Annotated in this window: 22 protein-coding genes; 4 read left to right on the top strand and 18 right to left on the bottom strand. The window is 54.7% G+C overall.

Annotated elements, in window-relative coordinates; translation table 11 throughout:
• Window positions 1–15: 15 nt before the first annotated feature.
• The 9 genes from ribH to ribD all read right to left on the bottom strand — a co-directional run bounded on the left by ribH (window position 16) and on the right by ribD (window position 7,455).
• Entirely contained in the window at window positions 16–489 is a 474-nt protein-coding gene (gene ribH, locus CS910_RS07090) for a 6,7-dimethyl-8-ribityllumazine synthase (RefSeq protein ID WP_099210655.1), read from the bottom strand.
• 12 nt (window positions 490–501) lie between these two features.
• A complete protein-coding gene (locus CS910_RS07085) occupies window positions 502–1,662 on the bottom strand; it encodes a bifunctional 3,4-dihydroxy-2-butanone-4-phosphate synthase/GTP cyclohydrolase II (protein WP_099212466.1) in 1,161 nt (386 codons plus the stop codon).
• A gap of 274 nt (window positions 1,663–1,936) precedes the next feature.
• Complete coding sequence (locus CS910_RS07080; RefSeq protein WP_099210653.1) at window positions 1,937–2,566, bottom strand: hypothetical protein; 630 nt, start codon at window positions 2,564–2,566, stop codon at window positions 1,937–1,939.
• A 120-nt stretch (window positions 2,567–2,686) separates the two neighbouring features.
• Window positions 2,687–3,337, bottom strand: a complete 651-nt coding sequence (locus tag CS910_RS07075; RefSeq protein WP_099210651.1) for a hypothetical protein — start codon at window positions 3,335–3,337, stop codon at window positions 2,687–2,689.
• Between the two features lie 10 nt (window positions 3,338–3,347).
• Window positions 3,348–3,602 carry a hypothetical protein gene (locus tag CS910_RS07070; RefSeq protein ID WP_223211941.1) on the bottom strand — a complete coding sequence of 85 codons (255 nt, stop codon included), beginning with the start codon at window positions 3,600–3,602 and terminating at the stop codon, window positions 3,348–3,350.
• 52 nt (window positions 3,603–3,654) lie between these two features.
• Complete coding sequence (locus CS910_RS07065; protein ID WP_099210647.1) at window positions 3,655–4,281, bottom strand: hypothetical protein; 627 nt, start codon at window positions 4,279–4,281, stop codon at window positions 3,655–3,657.
• A 10-nt stretch (window positions 4,282–4,291) separates the two neighbouring features.
• Window positions 4,292–5,743: a hypothetical protein gene (locus CS910_RS11985; protein ID WP_223211940.1), complete on the bottom strand. Its 1,452-nt coding sequence runs from the start codon at window positions 5,741–5,743 to the stop codon at window positions 4,292–4,294.
• A gap of 82 nt (window positions 5,744–5,825) precedes the next feature.
• Window positions 5,826–6,392: a riboflavin synthase gene (locus CS910_RS07055; RefSeq protein ID WP_099210645.1), complete on the bottom strand. Its 567-nt coding sequence runs from the start codon at window positions 6,390–6,392 to the stop codon at window positions 5,826–5,828.
• Entirely contained in the window at window positions 6,373–7,455 is a 1,083-nt protein-coding gene (gene ribD / locus CS910_RS07050; protein ID WP_099210643.1) for a bifunctional diaminohydroxyphosphoribosylaminopyrimidine deaminase/5-amino-6-(5-phosphoribosylamino)uracil reductase RibD, read from the bottom strand. Before ribD ends, CS910_RS07055 begins: the two co-directional genes overlap by 20 nt.
• A gap of 98 nt (window positions 7,456–7,553) precedes the next feature.
• Between ribD and CS910_RS07045 the strand changes: the two genes are divergently transcribed.
• The 3 genes from CS910_RS07045 to CS910_RS07035 all read left to right on the top strand — a co-directional run bounded on the left by CS910_RS07045 (window position 7,554) and on the right by CS910_RS07035 (window position 11,067).
• On the top strand, window positions 7,554–9,401 hold the full coding sequence (locus CS910_RS07045) for a prolyl oligopeptidase family serine peptidase (protein ID WP_099210641.1): 1,848 nt from the start codon (window positions 7,554–7,556) through the stop codon (window positions 9,399–9,401).
• A 130-nt stretch (window positions 9,402–9,531) separates the two neighbouring features.
• Window positions 9,532–10,230, top strand: a complete 699-nt coding sequence (locus CS910_RS07040) for an RAD55 family ATPase (protein WP_099210639.1) — start codon at window positions 9,532–9,534, stop codon at window positions 10,228–10,230.
• A gap of 9 nt (window positions 10,231–10,239) precedes the next feature.
• A complete protein-coding gene (locus CS910_RS07035; protein ID WP_099210637.1) occupies window positions 10,240–11,067 on the top strand; it encodes a translation initiation factor eIF-2B alpha/beta/delta subunit family protein in 828 nt (275 codons plus the stop codon).
• Window positions 11,068–11,081: 14 nt separating this feature from the next.
• Here CS910_RS07035 and CS910_RS07030 read toward each other — a convergent pair whose 3' ends face one another.
• The gene (locus CS910_RS07030) at window positions 11,082–12,935 is read right to left on the bottom strand and encodes a DUF4350 domain-containing protein (protein ID WP_099210635.1); all 1,854 of its coding nucleotides are present in this window, start codon (window positions 12,933–12,935) and stop codon (window positions 11,082–11,084) included.
• An 89-nt stretch (window positions 12,936–13,024) separates the two neighbouring features.
• Here CS910_RS07030 and CS910_RS07025 point away from each other — a divergent pair, with 89 nt between their 5' ends.
• Window positions 13,025–13,540, top strand: coding sequence for a cob(I)yrinic acid a,c-diamide adenosyltransferase (locus CS910_RS07025; RefSeq protein WP_099210633.1), 516 nt, complete (start codon window positions 13,025–13,027; stop codon window positions 13,538–13,540).
• Here the strand turns inward: CS910_RS07025 and CS910_RS07020 are convergent.
• From CS910_RS07020 to CS910_RS06985, 8 genes are all read right to left on the bottom strand, one after another.
• Window positions 13,533–13,892 (bottom strand): hypothetical protein, encoded by a 360-nt coding sequence (locus tag CS910_RS07020; RefSeq protein ID WP_099210631.1) that lies wholly within the window; start codon window positions 13,890–13,892, stop codon window positions 13,533–13,535. The genes CS910_RS07025 and CS910_RS07020 overlap by 8 nt on opposite strands.
• Before the next feature lie 10 nt (window positions 13,893–13,902).
• Window positions 13,903–14,271 (bottom strand): roadblock/LC7 domain-containing protein, encoded by a 369-nt coding sequence (locus tag CS910_RS07015; protein ID WP_042689568.1) that lies wholly within the window; start codon window positions 14,269–14,271, stop codon window positions 13,903–13,905.
• 53 nt (window positions 14,272–14,324) lie between these two features.
• Window positions 14,325–15,593 carry an MFS transporter gene (locus tag CS910_RS07010; protein ID WP_099210629.1) on the bottom strand — a complete coding sequence of 423 codons (1,269 nt, stop codon included), beginning with the start codon at window positions 15,591–15,593 and terminating at the stop codon, window positions 14,325–14,327.
• 61 nt (window positions 15,594–15,654) lie between these two features.
• Window positions 15,655–16,311 carry a DUF4097 family beta strand repeat-containing protein gene (locus CS910_RS07005; protein ID WP_173866277.1) on the bottom strand — a complete coding sequence of 219 codons (657 nt, stop codon included), beginning with the start codon at window positions 16,309–16,311 and terminating at the stop codon, window positions 15,655–15,657.
• A complete protein-coding gene (locus CS910_RS07000; protein WP_099210627.1) occupies window positions 16,301–16,957 on the bottom strand; it encodes a DUF4097 family beta strand repeat-containing protein in 657 nt (218 codons plus the stop codon). The genes CS910_RS07005 and CS910_RS07000 overlap by 11 nt, the downstream gene beginning before the upstream one ends.
• An 81-nt stretch (window positions 16,958–17,038) precedes the next feature.
• A complete protein-coding gene (locus CS910_RS06995; protein ID WP_099210625.1) occupies window positions 17,039–18,328 on the bottom strand; it encodes a hypothetical protein in 1,290 nt (429 codons plus the stop codon).
• Entirely contained in the window at window positions 18,325–18,735 is a 411-nt protein-coding gene (locus CS910_RS06990) for an ArsR/SmtB family transcription factor (protein ID WP_014121890.1), read from the bottom strand. The genes CS910_RS06995 and CS910_RS06990 overlap by 4 nt, the downstream gene beginning before the upstream one ends.
• Before the next feature lie 117 nt (window positions 18,736–18,852).
• Window positions 18,853–19,344: a PadR family transcriptional regulator gene (locus tag CS910_RS06985; protein WP_099210623.1), complete on the bottom strand. Its 492-nt coding sequence runs from the start codon at window positions 19,342–19,344 to the stop codon at window positions 18,853–18,855.
• Window positions 19,345–19,402: the final 58 nt, after the last annotated feature.

The following is a 19,402-nucleotide window of genomic DNA, read 5'->3' as shown; positions in this document are numbered from 1 at the left end:
GTCCAATATACAGGATTATTTCCCGAATATGCCCAGCGAGCGCCCCAGATTTGCCATCTCAAGGGTTGCCATCGCGTACTCGAAGCCCTTGTTGGCCTTTATTCCGGCCCTGTCCAGCCCTTGGAGCTCGTCTTCAACCGTTATGACGCCGAAGATGACCGGAACGCCCGTGTCGAGCGAGACCTTCGCGACGCCCTTGGCGACCTCGCCGGCGACCAGGTCAAAGTGCATCGTTTCGCCCCTTACGACCGCCCCCAAAGCCAAGACCGCGTCGTAGTTTCCACTCTCGGCCATTTTCTTGGCCATCAGCGGAATCTCGAAGGAACCAGGAACCCTGACGACGTCGACCCTCTCAACGCCGTGCCTCTCGAAGCAGTCAAGGGCACCTTTAAGGAGCTCCTCCGTGAGGAGGTCGTTGAACCGCGCCACCACGACGCCTATCCTGAGACCCTCCCCCTTGAAACTCCCCTCAAACGTCCTCACCTCCACAGCAACACCCCCCTAAACCTCAAAAGGAAGCCTGTGGCCGAGCTTTTCGGTCTTGACCCTAAGATAGGGCCTGTTGTGCTCGGTGACCTCCCCCAGAGCGGGGATAACCTCAACCACCTCAACCCCGAACTCCTCCAGGGCCCTGGCCTTCGCCGGGTTGTTCGTTATGAGCCTTATCCTTGAAACGCCCAGCGCGCGAAGCATCTGGAAGGCGGCCTCATAGGTCCTCTCGTCGGCCTTAAAGCCCAGGGCTTCGTTGGCCTCAACGGTGTCCAATCCCCTGTCCTGGAGCTCGTAGGCCTTAACCTTCTCCTTCAGGCCGATTCCCCGCCCTTCCTGGTCCATGTAGAGCAGTATTCCGCCCTCCTGCGCTATCATCCTCAGCGAATTGGCCAGCTGGCTCCCGCAGTCGCACTTGAGGGAGGCGAGCGTGTCGCCGGTGAGGCACTTCGAGTGCACCCTGACGAGCGGGACGTCGCCGTATGGTTCCTTGACTATCGCGACGTGCTCCCTGAAGTCCAGCTCGTTCTCGAAGGCGATTATCCTGAACTCTCCATAGCGGGTCGGCAGTCTTGCGTTGGCGTAGACTCTAATCAGCTGCTTCCTCTTCACGAACTCCTTCCAGACGTCGTCCGTCGTGATAACCGGCAGGCCGTGCTCCTCGGCGAACTTGAGGGCGTACCCGCGGTTGTGAGAGTCGCCATTCTCGTCGAGAATCTCGATTATCAGGGCGTAGCGTCTGAATCCGAGGAACTCCATGAGCTCGAGCGAGCTCTCGGTGTGCCCGCGGCGCCTGTTGAGCCCTATCCCGCCGAGGAGGTGCAGATGGCCGGGGTAGTGGAAGGCCTCAACCCCCAGCCCCTTGGCGAACTTTCTGGCTGTTAACGCCCTCTCCTCCGCTGTTATGCCCGTGAAGGTTTCCCTGTAGTCAACGGGAACGAGGAAGTTCGTCTCACCTTCTTTGCTCGGCAGGCGGAAGAAGCCCTTCCCCAGGGCCTCGTCCATGTCCATCGTGAGGCATAGGAGGCCTTTGGCAGAGAGCATGAAGTTCACAACCTCGGCAGAGGCAAGCTCCGCCGGAAAAACCAAATCGGCCTCGAACTCCCTTCTATCGTCCACCAGCACGACGGGTTTTCCGTCGAGGATTGCCCTCCGGATTTCTTCAAGGTTCATGGGCATCATGTTCCGTAAAAAGAACATCATTTTTAAAGATTTGTTCCAAAAATGGAAAAATCACCCAGGCTGGACGACGAGGTCCAGGACGAGGAAGCCCCCAAACTGACCTCCCCCACCCTTTAGGGCGAGGCTTTCAAAAGAAAAAGGTACACATTAAACCGACGGACTATTATGCCCATCACAGTACTGTTGGACCGGAAGGCCCAACATCGCTGTAGCTGGGGCCGGACAATGCCCTGTCCAGCATCCTTCCATCCACCAGCAGAGAAAGTCATGAATCTAGTCCGAACTTCTTCTTGTACAGTTCCTCCACTTCCCTGTAGAGTTCCCAGAGGAAGTCATAATCGTCCGGCTCTTCCCCGTGCTCAAGCCTGATTTTCTCGATGACTGAAGCGTACTTTTCCAGATACTCCCTGCTGATTTTCAAAACATCTTCAACGAACTCTTTAAGGGAAAGCTCGACAACACCCTTGTGCTTGCCCTTGTATTCCGGACAATTCGTGAATTTAAGGAGGTCATTGTAATAGTAAATCCTTGCAGTGTCTTCAGTGGCACAGAAGTAGTACAATGCACCCCCCTCCGAATTAAGAGTCGTCCTAAACACTACCGGCTCATCTCCCAGCTGGAACTTATCCCACTTGGCAATATTTCTCTCAGACTGGGAATACCTCTGAACCTCCGGGTCATCCGGCCTCAACATGTGACTGCTGGCCATCAACAACTCCTGGAAAACCCCATGAACAGCCACAGCAGCTCCTTCTAGTTTGTTGTTCCAGCAGGTTCCGAGGAGTATTGTGTTGTCGATGATAAAAACTAAAGTGAAGGGGTCTGGGGAGGGTACGTACTCAGTCCAGACCCTTACGAACATGTGCCTCCCCTTCAAATCAAAATACTCAATCATCTCTTAACCCCCCCACCCAAGATACCTGTTATACTCCCACACAGCCCAGCCCTTCGTCGGATACGCTGTCTTAAGCACGAACTTCCCATCCTCAAAGCTGAAGCTGAATTGAAGCCAGTCTCATTTCGCCTTTTTCTGATAAAGTTTTTCAACATGCTCGAGGAGTTTGCCTATATGACTTCTCCAGTCCTCATAATCCTCTGGAGTGAAGTCATCATCCACATCAAACCTGATTTTAGCATCTACTGGGAACCACTTCTCAATGTACTCCTTGGCCATTTTTAGCACATCCTCAACGAACTCACTGAAAGGAATGATGACAGTACCCTTATGCTTGCCCTCAAACTCGGGGCAGTCAGTGTAACTGAGCAAGTCATTATAATAATGGACTTTCAAAAGCTCACCATCAAGCTCAAGAATCGTCCTCGAATAAGCCGCCCCAAGATGCGACCAGTAAAGCTTCGTCGAATCCCCAACAACAAACCCAAGCATCCTAGCCTCCTCTCTGAGATCACCGATATAATTCCCCCCTCCAAGCGCTTCTCTCTCATCGAGCATGAAGTTAAGGCAATATAGAATGTCCTCAAAGAAACCGTACGGGTCTCCTCCCTCTCCCATTATCTTGCAGTTGTATTTTTTGAATGCGTATCCTACCAGCGTGTGGCCGTCAATAAAAATTAGAAGGTGGAAGGGATTCCACACTTCTACGTCCTTGAAGTACCCGATCTCGTACCGCAACTCCAAGTGCCTTCCCTTCATGGTGACCCACATTCCCTTCACCTCACTGCCAGCCGCCCCTTCCAGGGATATACGTCTCAACAGCCCAGCCCTTCTTAGGATATGCTGTCTTCAGGTAGTATATGGTAGATGAGCCCTTCTCCTTCAGGAATACTAATTCAATTTGGTCAATACCTTCCACATTTATGCCGAGCTTTTTAAGATTGACAGTCAATGTAACCTTGCCCCCACCATTGAACTTTCTCGCATAATCTGGATCCTTGAGCACCTTCTTCACAACTTCATCAAGGAACTCCACCAGCTCCTCCTCGTTCCTGAAGACTTTTGGAAGCTGGACGACCATTCCAGTTTTAGGCTCGACGATTTTCTGACCCGAACTTCTTCTTGTACAGCTCCTCCACTTCGCGATAGAACTTTTGGAGGAAGTCGTAGTCATCGAACCATTTTCCATGCTTATGCAGGATTTCTTCGATGAGCGGAGCGTACTTCTCCAAAAACTCCCGGCTGATTTTCAAAACGTCCTCAACGAACTCTTTAAGGGGAAGCTCGACAACACCCTTGTGCCTGCCCTTGAATTCAGGGCAATTCGTGAATTCAAGGAGCTCATTGTGGTAGTAAATTCTTGCAGTTTTTCCGTTTGAGCAGAAGTAGTAAAGACTCGACCCCTCAGGCACTTGATACACCACAACCTCATCCTTCAACTCAAACCCATACCTCCTCGCATTCTTTTTGTCGAATTTAGTTATTTCCTGAACGTGCGGGTGTTCTGGCTGTAAAAAATAATAGCAGGCAGTTAACAAACTCTCAAAAAACCCGTAAACGTTTGACTCATCTCCGTCTATTTTTCCTTTCCAGCAGGCTCCTAAGAGTATATGTTCATCGACAGTAAAAATCAAAAGGAAGGGATTTGGGGAGGGGTCATACCTGTCAAGGTCTATCTTCACTGTTAGGTGTTCTCCCTTCACCGTAACCCACATTCTCACCACCTCACTGCCAGCCCCCGTTACCAGGGATAAACGTCTCAACCGCCCAACCCTCCTTAGGATATGCCGTCTTCAAGACAAACGCCCCATCCTCGAACTTGAACTCCAGCTTAACCACGTCAATGCCGTCAACATGCATTCCAAGCTTCTTAAGGTCCACCAGAATTTTAAAGTTCTTGTTGGGTACTCCATTCTTAAAGAATTGTTTTCTGTAATCCGAATCCTCAAGCGCCTTCTTCAGCACGTCATTAAGGAACTCCATCAGCTCCCCCTCACTGTCAAAGACCATGGGAAGCTGCTTAACCTCGCCATTCACGACAATCCGCTGACCCAAAGGCCAGAATGTTGTAATGGGGTTACTCGGACTCGTCATCTTGTACCCCCAGACGTGCCTCAGGAGTATGTGGATGAGGCCTTCGCTTTCGCTGTCCCCTATTACGCCCACGGCGTAACCGTTGACTTCCCCTACTACGTACAGCAGCCCATTGCTGGTAATCCTTTCGTCAAGGGCATGTTTGGCAACGACGCGCTTAGCCTCCTGAATTCCTTCGGCAACCTCTTTCGGTGTGGCGCCGTGCTCCACAACATCCTTGAGCGCGCTTAGTGAAACGCCCTCATTGACGGCTTCCTCAATTGCCTCCGTTGAAACGCCTGCCTCAGCGAGGTCGTCGAGGGCTTCCGCGGCGTCATCGCCGTGTTTGACTACGTCATCGAAGATTCCGAAGAACCTCCTAAGAACGTTGTCCTCGTCATCTACTACCCCCACCCGCTTGAGAACGCTGTAAATTTTCTCGGACACTCCGAACTTCTCGCCGAGCTTCGAGACAATCTTAAACCCGTCCTCCTCGCCAGAGAGAGCGAGGCCCACCACAACGAACGCACCCTGAAGCCTGCACTCCACGGAATCGACGCCGTACTTAGTGCACGCCTTGTACATATCGTACAGGTTCCACACGGTGGTTCCCACGATGACTATCGCCCCAATCAAAGCGGGAATGAACTGCGGTCTCACTTCCCTGCTGATGGTTCCGTAAGCCGCCGGGACGGTGTATGGCCCATAAGAGGGCTCAAGCCTTACCCATGAACTCATGAAAACGCCGTTTCCCGCGGTGATGAGGAGCTTGACGTAAATCGGCTCTCTAACGTTGAAGAAGACGGCCACCTTCTTGCCCCAGGGTTTTAAGCGCCCGAGGCTCACGCGCTCACTGACGCTGCTCCCGTCCCTGCTTACGAGGACGGTTCCGTAGCCACTCAAACAGTTCGGCGGGACATCCCACGTGACGACTGCTAAGTTTCCGTTCTGCTCAACGCCGTCGAGGCGGATTGGATACGCTCCGACGCTCGCTCCCGGGACGGGGAACCCTGACCAGGGGAAGGAGGATGCGGCGGCACCTGGGAGGGCTAACACTAAAAGGAGCACCAGAACTCCAACCCATCGGCGGTCCAAAGATACCACCTCCGAAGGGTTTCAATTTGGATTAATAATTCAAATTTAAAAGAATTTCGTAAACACAAAGTTAAAAGCAAAAAGTAAAAAATCAGCCGGATATGAAACCAACCGTCAAGATGCGCTTTACGTACCTCGCCAGAACGTCAATCTCGTAGTTCACCCTGTCTCCGGGCCTCAGGGAGCCGAGGTTCGTCACTTCAAGCGTATAAGGAACGACCTGAACCCAGAAGCGGTTCGCCTCGACCCTCGCGACGGTTAGAGAAACGCCGTTGAGCGCTATCGAGCCCTTCTCAGCAACTCCCCACCTCTCGCGGGGCATCTCGAAGGCCATCCAGGTCGTGTTTCCGCTCCTCCGCGCGGTGATGAAGCGAACCGTCCCGTCCACGTGGCCCGTAACTATGTGGCCGTCGAGCCTGTCCCCAAGCTTCAAGGCCCTCTCGAGGTTCACCAGCTTTGCCTCGCGCAGGTTGGTCCTCCTCAGGGTCTCCTCGCCGACGTCGAAGACCGCTCTCTTTCCATCGAACTCTACGACGGTCAGGCATGCCCCGTTCACCGCTACGCTGTCGCCCGGTTTGACCTCGAATGGAAGCTCAACGTAAAGCTTTCCCGCCGAGTAGCGGGCCCTTCCAGTTCCCTCAACGATTCCGCTGAACATCTCCACCACCTGGGTAAGCCGTTACGAGAAAGCTCTCGCCGAGCCTCTCGATTGAGTCAACCCTCAGCAATGGCGCCTCGTTCGCGTCCCTAACGTTCAGGCACTCGAAGGGCTTGATTCCCCTTCCGAAGAGCTTCGGCCCGTAGAAGAGGTAGAACTTGTCCGCGTAGCTTAAAAACTGGCAGGCTATCCTTCCACCCTCAATCAGGACGCTGTCGATGCCGAGTTCACCGAGCTTCCTGAGGATTTCCCCGGGCTCGGTTATAGGGTAGGCTTCCGCTATTCCCCCGAAGAGCTCCGGCCTCTCGGTGAAGAAGATGACCCTGCCGTCCTCAAAAAGCCGGAACTTCCTCCCGGACTTTATCGCCCCTGCAACCCTGCCGGAGCGGTCGAGGACTACCTTGACCTTCTCGGGGCAGTTCTCCAGCCTGCAGTTGAGCCTCGGGTTATCGGCCAAAACCGTTCCAGAGCCGACCATTATCGCCATGTGCCTTCTCCTGAGCTCCTGAACTTTAAGCCTCGCCCTCTCGCCGGTAATCCACTGGGAGGAGCCGGTCTCCGTCGCGATGAAGCCGTCCAGCGTCATGGCGAGCTTGATTGAGACGAATGGCATTTTCTTCGTCACGTACTTGATGAAAATCTCGTTGAGCTTCCGGGTTTCGTCTTCAAGCAGACCGACTTCTACCTCTATTCCAGCCTTTCTCATCCTCTCGATTCCCCTTCCCGAGACGAGGGGATTGGGATCGACCATCGCGACGACGACGCGCTTGAAGCCCTCCCTGATTATCCTGTCGGCGCATGGCGGCTGCTTCCCCCAGTGGGAGCAGGGCTCGAGCGTCACGTACATAGTTACGCCCCTCACGTCGTGCCCCTTGCCCTTCGCGTCCTCTATGGCGTTAACCTCCGCGTGCTTCTCGCCGAAGTGCCGGTGCCAGCCGACGCCTATTATCTCCCCGTCCTTGACGATAACCGCTCCTACCATCGGGTTTGGATTGACCCAGCCCTCACCGCGCTTCGCCAGTTCGAGCGCCAGGCGCATGAACCTCTTATCTTCACTGCTCATGGTTGAACATTTGTTCCAAAATTTTAAATTTTTTGTTCCTTACTCGGAACAACGAAAGATTTTTATGGCCTGGGCCGAACGTTAAGACGGTGATTTTCATGGAAGACCCCTACATATGGGCCGAGAACCTGAAGGACGAGCGCGTTCTGAAGCTCGTCGAGGAGGAGAACAGACGCTTCAGAGAGTTCGTAGGAGAGCTGAGCGACGAGCTCTTCCCCGAGGTCTGGGAGTACTACTCGATTCCAACTCTTGTTTCTGCGAAGCTGACGGAGAAAGGCGTTATATCGATGTACCGCGAGAGGAACCGGCAAATCATCAGGTGGCTCGGTGGAGAAGTCATAGTTGACTCGAAGGAGCTTGAAACGGAGCTCAACGACGAGGTTCTCCTTCAGGGCTTCACTGCGGACAGAAAAGGCAGATTTCTGGCCTACAGCTTCTCGATAGGCGGTGCCGACGAGGGGATAACGAGAATCATCGACCTCGAGACCGGCGAGCTAATCGAGGAGTTCAGGCCGTCGGTGTGGAACATCACCTTCCTCGATGACGGCTACTACTTCGCCCGCTTCTACAGGCACGGGGAAACGCCTGACGGAATCAAGGCTCCGGCTGAGAGGTTCTTCCGGAAGGATGCGAGCGGAGAAAAACTCGTCTTTGGAGAGGGCCTCGGCTCCGGCTACTTCATCTCGCTGAGGAAGAGCACCGACGGAAAGTGGGCGATGGTCACGGTAACCTTCGGCTGGAACAGTGCGGAAATCTACGTCGGTCCTATAGACGAGCCAGGGAAGTGGGAGAAGGTTTACTCCGCTGAGGTTCCGGTCGAGCCGGTTGACGTAATCAATGGAAAGCTCTACCTCCTGACGAGGGAGGGAAAAGGATTAGGAAAGCTCATCGCGGTCAGGGACGGAGAAGTCGAGGAGGTAATCCCTGAGGGTGAGTTCCCTCTTGAGTGGGCCGTTCTGGTCGGGAACAAAATCCTTGCGGGCAGGCTCGTGCACGCAAGTCACAGGCTTGAGGTTTACTCGCTCGACGGAGAAAAGCTCGACGAGATAACCTTTGACCTCCCTGGGAGCGTCTACCCGCTCGATACCGATGGAAAGAGAGCTTTACTCCGCTACGAGAGCTTCACGGTTCCCTACAGGCTCTACGAGTTCGACGGAGAGCTCAAGCTCGTCGAGGGGCAAGAAATCGAGGGGAGCTTCAGGGTCGAGGAGGACTTCGCGGTCTCGAAGGACGGGACGAGGGTTCACTACTTCCTCGTTAAGGGCGAGAAAGATGAGAAGAAAGCCTGGGTCTTCGGATACGGGGGCTTCAACATCTCACTGACGCCGAGGTTCTTCCCGCAGGCAATTCCCTTCATAAAGCGCGGGGGAACCTTCGGAATGGCCAACCTGCGCGGCGGAAGCGAGTACGGTGAGGAGTGGCACAGGGCAGGAATGAGGGAGAACAAGCAGAACGTCTTCGACGACTTCATAGCCGTCCTTGAGAAGCTGAAGAAGGAAGGGTATAGGGTAGCGGCGTGGGGGAGGAGCAACGGCGGCCTCTTAGTCTCGGCAACCCTCGTCCAGAGGCCGGACGTAATGGACTCGGCACTGATAGGCTACCCCGTCATAGACATGATGCGCTTTCACAAGCTCTACATCGGCAGCGTCTGGGTTCCGGAGTACGGCAACCCCGATGACCAGAAGGACAGGGAGTTCCTGCTGAAGTACTCTCCATACCACAACGTCAGGCCGGCAGAATACCCGCCGACGCTCATCTACACCGGCCTCCACGACGACCGCGTGCATCCCGCCCACGCTATCAAATTCTTCTTGAGGCTGAAGGAGCTTGGAGCGCCGGTTTACCTCCGCGTTGAGACCAAGAGCGGACACATGGGCGCTTCACCCGAGACGAGGGCGAAAGAACTAACGGATTTGCTCGCCTTTGTGCTCAAGGCTCTCTCATGATTTCCACGTGGGTTAGTCCTCCCTTTCTCGCCCCTTCCTTTTTTCAAAGTTCTTCCGAAAGGTATTCGGCCTCCACGGAAAGAGATAAGCTTATATTGGGAACGCCGTTAAAAATTATGGCTGAGAGACTATGGTTGCGGGGAGAATTTCAACGGGCGTTCCTGGGCTTGACGTGATGCTTCACGGTGGGCTGATTCCAGGAAGGGTCTACCTCGTTAAAGGTTCACCCGGAACCGGAAAGACGACCTTAGCAATGCACTTTGCGATGGCAGGAGTGGCGAACGGGGAGAGTGTGCTCTACATAACCCTCGAAGAGCCGGCGGAGAACATAAGGGAGGACTTTGGGAGAATGGGCTTCGACGTCTACCACGAGGATTTCACCCTCATAGACGCAACCCCAACAACCGAGCACTACGTTCTGGTTGAAGACTTCTTTGAGACCTTCGCCAAGAACCTCAACAAGCTCACCGAATCAATAAAGGAGCAGTTCAGGGTCAGGCGCTACTCGAGGGTGGTAGTTGACCCGATAACGATGTTGAAGCTCGCCACAAAAGACGAGATTGACTACCGCAGGGCGTTTCTGACATTCGTCAAGAGCATGATGCGTCTTAAGGCGACGGTCCTTATAACCTCAGAGCTCGAAAGGACCGACATCGAGGAGTACCTTGTGAGCGGTGTCATCGAGATGAAGCTCCTCGAGCGCGATGGAAAGCTGATGAGGGCCATCAAAATCACCAAGTTCCGCGGAAGCGGCTTCGACAACGTCATAAGGCCCTACGAGATAACGGAGAGCGGCATGGTTGTTCATCCCGACAGAACCGTGCCGTGAGGGTCCAAAATGCTTCCGCCAGAGGTCAAATCCGTTCTTGAAGAACTCCGCGCCGAGAGGATACGCGGTGCGAGCTGGATGGCCAGACGGGGAGCGGAAGCTTACCTGATTCTGGCAGACCTTCTTGAGGGCGACGAGCTGAGGAAGGCCCTCATCGAGCTCAGACACGAGCTTCCAAGGATAAACCCAACGATGGCTTCGCTCTACAACCTCTCGCGCTTCATTCCGGTAACAGACAACCCCCTTCTCGTCAAGTCCCGGGCGGAAGAGTTCCTCCGTCTGATTGACGAGGCAAAGAAGACAATCGGCAACATCGGTAGCGAGCTGATAGAGGACGGCGACACGGTTATAACGCACTCCTTCTCGTCGGCGGTCTTCGAGATACTCCGGACGGCAAAGGCCAAGGGGGTGAACTTCAAGGTAATCCTCACCGAGAGCGCCCCGGACTACGAGGGAATAGCGCTGGCGAGCGCCCTCGAACGGGAAGGAATCCGCTTCGAGGTCATAACGGATTCTCAGCTCGGCCTCTTCGCGAGGAACGCCACGATAGCCCTTGTGGGAGCGGACAACGTGACGCGCGACGGGGCGGTTGTGAACAAAGCCGGTACCTACCTCCTCGCCCTGGCGTGCCACGAGAACGGCGTTCCCTTCTACGTCGCAACCGAGAGCTTCAAGCTCCACCCAGAACTCAAGAGCGACGAGGTCGAAATCCTCGAGAGGCCCTACGCGAGGCAGGGCTACCGCGTGAGAAACTTCCTCTTCGACATCACGCCCTGGAAATACATCAGGGGCATAATAACCGAACTTGGAATTCTCGTCCCGCCGAGGGAAATTTAAGAAAAGGAAGGAAATCAGCTCTCCTCCCCGACGAGCCAGAGGAGAGCGCCCTTGATGAACGGCCAGTTGCTCTTGATGTACTTGCCATAGTATGCATCACTCAGGGCCTTGCTCGAGCCGTAAACTACTATCTTACCTTTTCCGAAGGTTACTGCCGCCGCAACGACCGGCTCGCTTCCCCTCTCGTGAACTGTGTTCTTGGTGGCGTCAACCGTGTAGGAGCTCTTGTAGCCCCGGATTATCCATACGGCATCGCCGGTAACGTTGAGGGTGTCACCGTTGTAGTACATCCTCCAGTCCTCGGGAATGAACTTGGTTACAGGGCAATCCCTGTTGTAGATTCCAACGAACGGATAGTAGGGCCTTCCACTGTTCTTTTCGTCGTCCATGAGCTCGGTCTTCTCAAACTGAACGCCAGTACCCTCGAGGAGCTCGTTGAGGGTCGGGTTGAGGTACTTGTACCAGTCGCCGGCCACGAAAAGGGCCCCTCCTTCCTCAACGTACTTTCTGAGGGCGCTTATCTCCTCGTTGCTCAACTTCGTTCCGGGATTGGCGAGTATAACCACGTCGTACTTCTTCAGCTCATCGTAGGTGAGCGGAGAGTGGGTAACGCTGACGTTCCAGCCAAGCTTCTTTATGTCCTCAACAAGGCCCTTGAAGCCGTATTTGGTGAAGTAGTGCTGGCCGTGCGAGAGGTCTATGAGAACACGGGTCACGTGGGTCGCTGTCGCGTTGCTGACGGTCGTTTGATTGGAGGTGACGTTAGAAGGCGCTGTCACGTTCTCCGTCGTCTGATTCGTCGAGGTCTGGCCGGTCTCGTTCGAAACGGGAGTGCTGGGGCTTTCGCTAACCTTTTTGTAGAGGTCTTTCAGCTCGGCGGCGAGTGTGCGGAGTTCTGGCAGGGTAGACTTTAAGAGAACCGTGGCGCGTCGTATGTGAATCATCGCAGGGACGTATAGGAGGGGAGTTTTGGAGTGCGCCTCAATGGAGAAGTTCTCATAGAGGGAGTACTCCTTCTGGATTTCCGCAATCGTGTGGTTCACACTTTCAATCTCCTCCATGAGGCTCTCGGGAATTGTTGCGTTTGCGGCCTTGAGCTCTCCCAGCAGGGTTGAAACCGTCGTTACGAGGTCCTCAAAAGTTGACTTATACACCGCGTATTCCCTGGAGTAGTACAAACTGAGCCCAAGTCCCCTCGTTCCCAGTTTGGGCTTTGGAAGCGGTTCCTTCTTCTCAACCGGCACCCTGTAAACTATCTCCAGGTACGGGTGGTCGTTCGTGAACTTACTCTCCTTTGAGGTGTAGCCAGCCGAGTCCGATATCTCGGTTTCGTTTTCTGCTATGAGGGCAATGCTGACCTTTCCGTCCCCGCTGAGCTTGGAGCGCACGAAGGAGGTGACGTTCCAAACGGACCACTCCTCACCCTGGGGTCCAACCGCCACGCTGTCGAGGAGGCTACCGTGGGCGGGCTGGTTTTCCCACGTGAGCGAGTTCTCGCTCCATGAATCATCCAGAACCTCATAGGCATCGACACGAATCGTTTCCTCGTTCGTGCCGTGGTAAGTGTACATGTGAAGGGTGGCGCTGACGATTTCTGCCCCCTGTGGCAGTATTGATTTCAGCTCCCCGAGGTCGAACTTAATGTAGATTCTCTCAACGTTTCCCTTGTAGTTTCCAACGTAGAGCTTGTAGGCAGTTCCGTAGTTGTTCTCGCTGTATTTGCCGTTTTTGACATAGGTATCGTCGCTCGGCGAGAGTCTAAGTACCTTGACCTCGTACTGGGTGTCCTGGGCAAAGACGGGATGGACGACGAGACCTCCGAGCAGAAGCAGAACTATCACCAGCGACCAGAGGCCCTTATTCGACATGGCATCACCCGCTCGTCTTCAGCCGTCTCCTTAAAAAGCCTTCCGGAAGCCTAATAAACATCCAAAAGTTAAAAACACCGGTGAGTAACATGCCGATAACCACTAAGACGGGTGACAAAGGCCTGACCGGCCTCTTCACCGGCGAGAGAATCATCAAAAACTCAATGATAATGGAGGCAAACGGAACGATTGACGAACTCGACAGCTTCATCGGCGAGGCAAAGCACTACGTGCCTGATGAAATGGTTGAAATTCTCGAGAAGGTTCAGGTTCAGCTCTATGACCTGATGGCAGAACTCGCGAGCAAGGGAAAGTACGCGAAGGTCGGGGATAATGAGATTCGCTGGCTTGAGGAGCTCACTAAGAAGTACGAAGACGAACTCCAGCTCAGGGCCTTCGTCCTGCCTGGCTCAACGGTGGCGAGTGCGAAGCTCGACGTCTGCAGGGCGATAGCGCGAAGGGCAGAGCGGAAGGTCGCGAAGCTCTACCTTGAGGTCGGCATAGGGGAAAAGGCTCTGGTTTACCTCAACAGGCTCAGCGACCTGCTCTTCGTGATGGCGCGCGTTATAGAGAAGCGCGAGGGGAAGCTGAAGGAGGTCAGATAGAGCGCCGGTACTCCTCAATAGCCTCCTTGTAGCGGTCGCTGAGGAGTTCGTTTGCCCTGCTTTCCACGTCTTTCAATGCCTTCTCGGCCTCTTCAAGGCTCGGGCTGACGACGGCAACTCCGAGCCCGCCGATTCGCTTTATCGCTATCACCTTCTTCCCGTTGCGGATGAAGACCTCTACGTTCCCCTCAAGGCCCAGCTCTTCAGCCTTCTTCTCGATATAGTGCAGAACGTCCTCTATGTGCGCCCCGAGCCTCTCGTTGCCCTCAAGGCTGAGGCCGTCCTGGGTGATGACCATCTCATAGATTTCTGGTTTGTCCTTCCACAAAAAGGAAAGGAGACGGATGGGCATGGCGACCACCTCAGTAGAGCATCTCCTCGAGCTTTGGAAGGACCTTCCTGAGCTCAAGCTTCATCCTGCCGAGGTTGAGGTCGGCGTCGCCGATGACTATCAGGTAGTAGTCGCTTCCTATCGGGTTGGTGAACATCCTGGCGTTCTTGAACTCGAGAATGGCCTCCTTGAGCTCTCCTGCCCCGAACTGGTCGCCCATCAGCTTTATGGCAGAAACGAGCTCGTGGAGGACCCCGGCAATGGCCTCGCGGTCAAGGTTCTTCTTCATCGCCGACTCGATGACGAGGCCGTCCTTGTCGACCACTATCGTTCCTATGACCCCGTCGATTTCCAGCATGTCCGTGAGTATTTTACCCATCACGAGGTCAACCGCGCTCATTTTACCACCCCCACGAGCTCGTCAACAAAAGTTACAAAAAGTATTTAAAAGTTTTACGGCCTCGGATTCATCACTTCTCCCTCAAGTGGCCCGCCAACATCTTTTAGAAGGACATCCCGGTATTTCACCCAGTAGTAGACAACCACAACGGCCATACCAAACCACATCCCGAACGCCACGAGCCACGCCGGGTAGATGTTCAGAAGGGGACCGACGAGGACGAGGCCGAGGGGAGTGGCAATCCTCGTGAGGATTCCCAGGGCTGAGAAGACCCTACCGCGAACCTCACTCGGAACGGCGCGCTGAATCTTCGACTGTATCGGAATGTCTATGAAGGCCTCGGCCACCCCCATGACGATTGCAACGGCCATCAGGAGGGCGAAGGCCCCGTTTCTGTCCAGGTTAGAGGCGGGCGATATCAACCAGACGAACACCATCATCACGAGGCCGTTGACGAACATCGCCCTGAAGAGGAAGCGCCCGGCTTTCTTGCCGAACTTAACCGCTATGATAACGTTTCCGAGCAGGGCCCCACCCATGAAGAAGCTCTCCATGAGGCCAAACTGGACGCTCGTGAACTTGAGCACTTCCCTCATCGCGTAGGGAAGAAGCACTGCTCCGAAGGGCGCCCCGAAGATTCCCATGAATATCGCGAAGGTCATCAGGGTCTTAAGGTAGCTGTGGTTGAATATGAAGCGGACACCCTCCTTTATGTCGCTCAACACTTGGCCGAGTCCCTCAATCGGCTTCGCCTTCCACTCGTAGCGAATGAGAATCTCAAACAGACCCGAGCCGAAGAAGCTGGCCGCGTTTATCAGGATTGCAAGCTTAATCCCGCCGATTCCATAGATTAAACCGCCAAGGGCAGGCCCGAGGAGGCGCGCCACTATTGTGAGCGAGGCAACCGTCGAGTTGGCCTTTTCGAGGAGCTCCTTATCCACCAAATCCGGGAACATCGCCCCCGTTCCCGCGGAGAAGAACGAGCCGAGGATTGCCATGACGACCTGAACGGCGAGGAGCTGGTAGATGCCAAGGAAGTTGAAGGCTATGACGCCGAAGAGGAGAACTCCCCTGAGCAGGTCGAAGCCGACCATGAGCCACTTTCTGTTGTAGCGGTCGCCGACGACGCCGGCGAAGGGCATGACAATGATTGAGGGAATTATCTCGGCGAGAATGAAGAGCGTCATCATCGAACCGCTGTGGGTCTGGTCGAGCACGTAGAGGGGCAGAGCGACGTCCTGAACCGCCCAGCCGAGCTGGGAGATAAAGCGACCGATGGCGAAGAGCCAGAAGTTCCGGCCGAGGCCTCTGGAGCTTTCCATACCGACCACCGCGTTCTTTAACTCTTTAATTGATGAATTAAGTAATCAAACAATTAAAGAATCAAACCAGCTCGACCCTCACGTCTCCGTTCACGGCCTTCACCCGAATTAGGAAGTCCCCTGTTCCGATAACGCCGTCGGGAATCCCGACCAGCTCCACGTCACCGTTGACCCTCTTCGCCTCAACCCTCGCGTCGCAGAACTCCGTTAGCTGAAGGGTTATGTCGCCGTTGACGCAGTTCACCGAGACGTCCCCCTCAAGTTCTTCAACGGCCACTGTTATGTCCCCGTTCACAGTGGAAACTTCCAGAGGGCCGGCAACGGGAAGGCGGGCCTCTATCTCGCCGTTCACGCTCTTTATCAGCTCGGCCTCGCAGTTCTTCAGTTTTATCTCCCCGTTCACCGTGGTCACTTCCGTAAAGCGAACTCCTTCAGCCATGAGCTCTCCATTGACGTTTTTGGCCCTGACGGGGACGCCCTTTGGAACCTTGAGCTCCATCTCGACCCAGCCTTCCTTGGCCTTGACGATGCCCATGAACTTGAACCTTCTCTTCGGCTCCTCCCTTATGACGAGCTTCCCGTTTTCGTTCTCGATTATCACTTCCACCTCGCCGTGCTTGACGTAGTGAACCTCAACGTGGTCGTTATCCCAGCCCTCAATCTCAACCCGACCGTTCGTGGCCTTCAGGTCAACCTCCCGGACGTTTTCAAACATCATTTTCATCACCCCAGGTACCAACCACGATTGTTCCCCTCATGTTCGAGAGCCTAATCCTGTGTTCACCGCTCCCGAAGAGCTGTCTGGGGTTTAGAATAACCCCGTCGATGTTTTCGACAGCATCCACAAAAGCGTCACAGTCCTCGGGCAGGGACAGCCTGAGGGAGCCCATAACTACCGAGACGTCGATTGGTGCCTCCAGTTCAAGCACCTTGAGCTCAAGGCTCCCCATGGAGAGTGCTATCTTCGTCTTCTCCCAGACGTAAAGGGAGCCGCTGAGCCGGGTGAAGCCAGCGGCGAGTTTTCTAACGGTGCAGTCCCTGAGCTCCGCGGTGGCCTCTCCGACAGCAAGGGAGCCGAAGCTCGTCCCCTCGGCGTGCAGAGAGACCCTTTTCATGCCCCCCGATATTTCCACGCCCTCTGGAACTCTCACGACCAGCCGGACGCGCTCTTTGTCCTTCCTCGGAAGGTTTCTGAGCTTCCACCAGGTGGATGTAAGGATGCTGAGTTTCCCGGAGTGTTCCTTCAGGGAAAACGCCGATTCCGGCGCGGCTTCAACGTAAACCGTTCCGTCGGATGAAGGCAGTACATCCACATCCGCATCGACGAGCTTCATCCAGACTTCCCTGACGTCTTCGAATTTCACAGCCATCCCTCCAGCGGCCCGGGCTGGAAGTCGAAGAGGGCCTCCTCGGCGCCATTGAGATGCTTCTCCGGCTCCATACCCTCACCCCACGTAGTTCATCAGCTCGTCGAGGAGCTCCTTAACGCGCCGCGTGAGCATGGTCCTGTCAACGCCGAGCCCCTCGATGAGGCCGGCGCTCTGCTCGTCCACTATCTCCTTCGCCTTCCTGACCACTAGGCGGTAAGCTTCGTCGTTCTCTATAGTGTGGGTTCTGCCGCCGGCCCTAATCTTGATGATCCCGTTCCTGGCTGAGATTACAACGTCCTCGATGCGTATCTTTGCCCGTCCTTTGCCGACAGTGACTGAGATATCCCCGGAGCGAAGCGAGACGGCTTCGCCGAGGCTGAGCGTTTCGTTTCCGCTCCTGTAAACAACCCTATCCCCATCGACTTCAATGGAGAACTCGTCGGTCTGGATTTTTAGCCGGTCGCCAACCTTTGTGAGCTGGAAGCCGTTGCGGAGCTCCCTTATCGTAAGCATATCCCGTGGCGATTTCCTCGGGTTTCCATCGCGGATTCTGAAGGGTCCTATCTTCACCTCCTCTCCGTGGGGTGTCTCGATGACCTCCACGAAGGGAACCTTGACGTACTCGAAGTTCTCACCCTCGTATACCTTGACGATGCCGAGGTCCACCGCCGCTGAGCCCTTCTTCACCTTCCTGTAGAGCCGGTCCGGGTTGATTAGCCTGCTCGCTTCAGCGACAAAGTTCTCATCCGCCTTCGTCTTCTTCCCAACGGTCAGCTCACCCCAGACCGCCACGGGGCTTGAGAGGGCCTTCTTTATGGTCCCGAGGGGTGTCTCCACCTCGACCTCCACCTCACCGTCTATGACCCAGCCAACCCTCTTGTTTCCGAACTTGACCGGATAGGCCTTCCCGCGTCCCTTCAGTCCCACGTCTCCGAAGTTCGCTCCCTCAAACTCGTAGGCCTTCTTCTCGACCTTCCACGTGAACCGCTTTTCCTCGCCCTTTCCGATGAGCAGTCCCGCTATTGAGAGGACGACGGCGTAAGCGAAGGCCCTTCCAGCTAAGTCGTGCAGGTCGCCGGGCATTCCAAGCCACCCGCCGAAGTAGAGAAAAACACTCGTCCACAGGAAGCCCTTGGCGAGCGCGAAGACGATTCCCGTAACGGTCACCCCAACCCATTTGCCAACGCTCAGCAACTCGAAGGTGAATATCAGCGCGATTATCGCGTAGACCATGTAGCGGTTGTAGTTTTCGAGACCGAGATACCCCTTGAACAGCCAAGCTATCAGCAGAACGGCGGTTACCTTCTTCAGGTACTCCGCGGCCTTGAAGCGCGGGCTCTCCTCAGCATAAAATGGATAGCTCATTCTTCCACCTCCTCTAAAGCGGTTATAATCTCAAGCAGGCGCAAAAACAAACGTCCGTCGGGCGAGATTTCGTACTTGTCTCCCTTCCTGACCATTCTCGTCCTGAGGAGGAGCTTGAGATGATGCGAAACGGTTGGACTTTCAACGCCGAGGGCTTCCTTAATCTCCTTGAAGCCCATCGGCCTCTTGGATAGCATCTTTAGGATTCTAATCCTGTCTGGGTTCGCGAGTGCTTTGAGGGTTTTTGCTGCCTTCTCCTCGTCGAGTTCCGGGAGCTGGCCGTCGCTCAGCTTCTTCCTAAGCCTCTCCTTTATGGAGAGCATGACCTCGTCAACCGGGTCAACGCTCTCCTCAAGCAGGGCCAGCTTCCTCCGCAGTTCCTCAAGCTGAGCCTTTAGCTCGTCCATGCTACCACCAGGTACAGACTTTTGTAGTACAATTTTCTGTACTCAACTAGCGATGAAGGTATATAAAAGTTTATCGGTTATGTCGAAGAAGGGACTGGGCGGCTCGGATTGTGAAACTCACTCGAGCCGCGACTCAACAGCCTTTATTTCATCGTCGAGAAGGTCCCTAATCTGTTTTAGAAGCTCGAGGTACTCCTTCAGTGTTTCCTTGTCAATTTTCCTCTCCCTCCCCATGTTTTCAATTTTCTTTTTGAGCCTCTCATGGTAGCTTATCGCGGTGTAGAGGGAGCGCAGAGCTAAGTCGTTCGACGTCCTCAGGTACTCCCACCCTTTGTCCGTGAGCCTGTACTTTACGCGCCTCACCTTACCGCGGTACTCCTCCCTCGGTTCTAGGAGACCTTCCTCCACCATCTTGTTGAGGAGCGTGTAGAGGTTGCTGTGGCTCGGCTTCCAGATTCCAACCGTGAACTTCTCCAGCTCCTTGAGTATCTCATAGCCGTGGGTTTCCCCCTTCAGTCCAACGATGACGAGGATTATGTTCTTCAGCGGAACTGTGAATAGACCCTTTATAATTTTCCTCTCAAACTCCGTCGTAACCACCCCTAACATGTGGATGACCAAAAACCTTTATAAACTATTCCCTCACATGACATGTCGAAAATAGACA

Source organism: Thermococcus henrietii, from assembly GCF_900198835.1.
Classification (GTDB): domain Archaea; phylum Methanobacteriota_B; class Thermococci; order Thermococcales; family Thermococcaceae; genus Thermococcus; species Thermococcus henrietii.
Note: the sequence above shows the minus strand (reverse complement) of the source record. Positions and strands in the feature narration are given on the sequence as shown.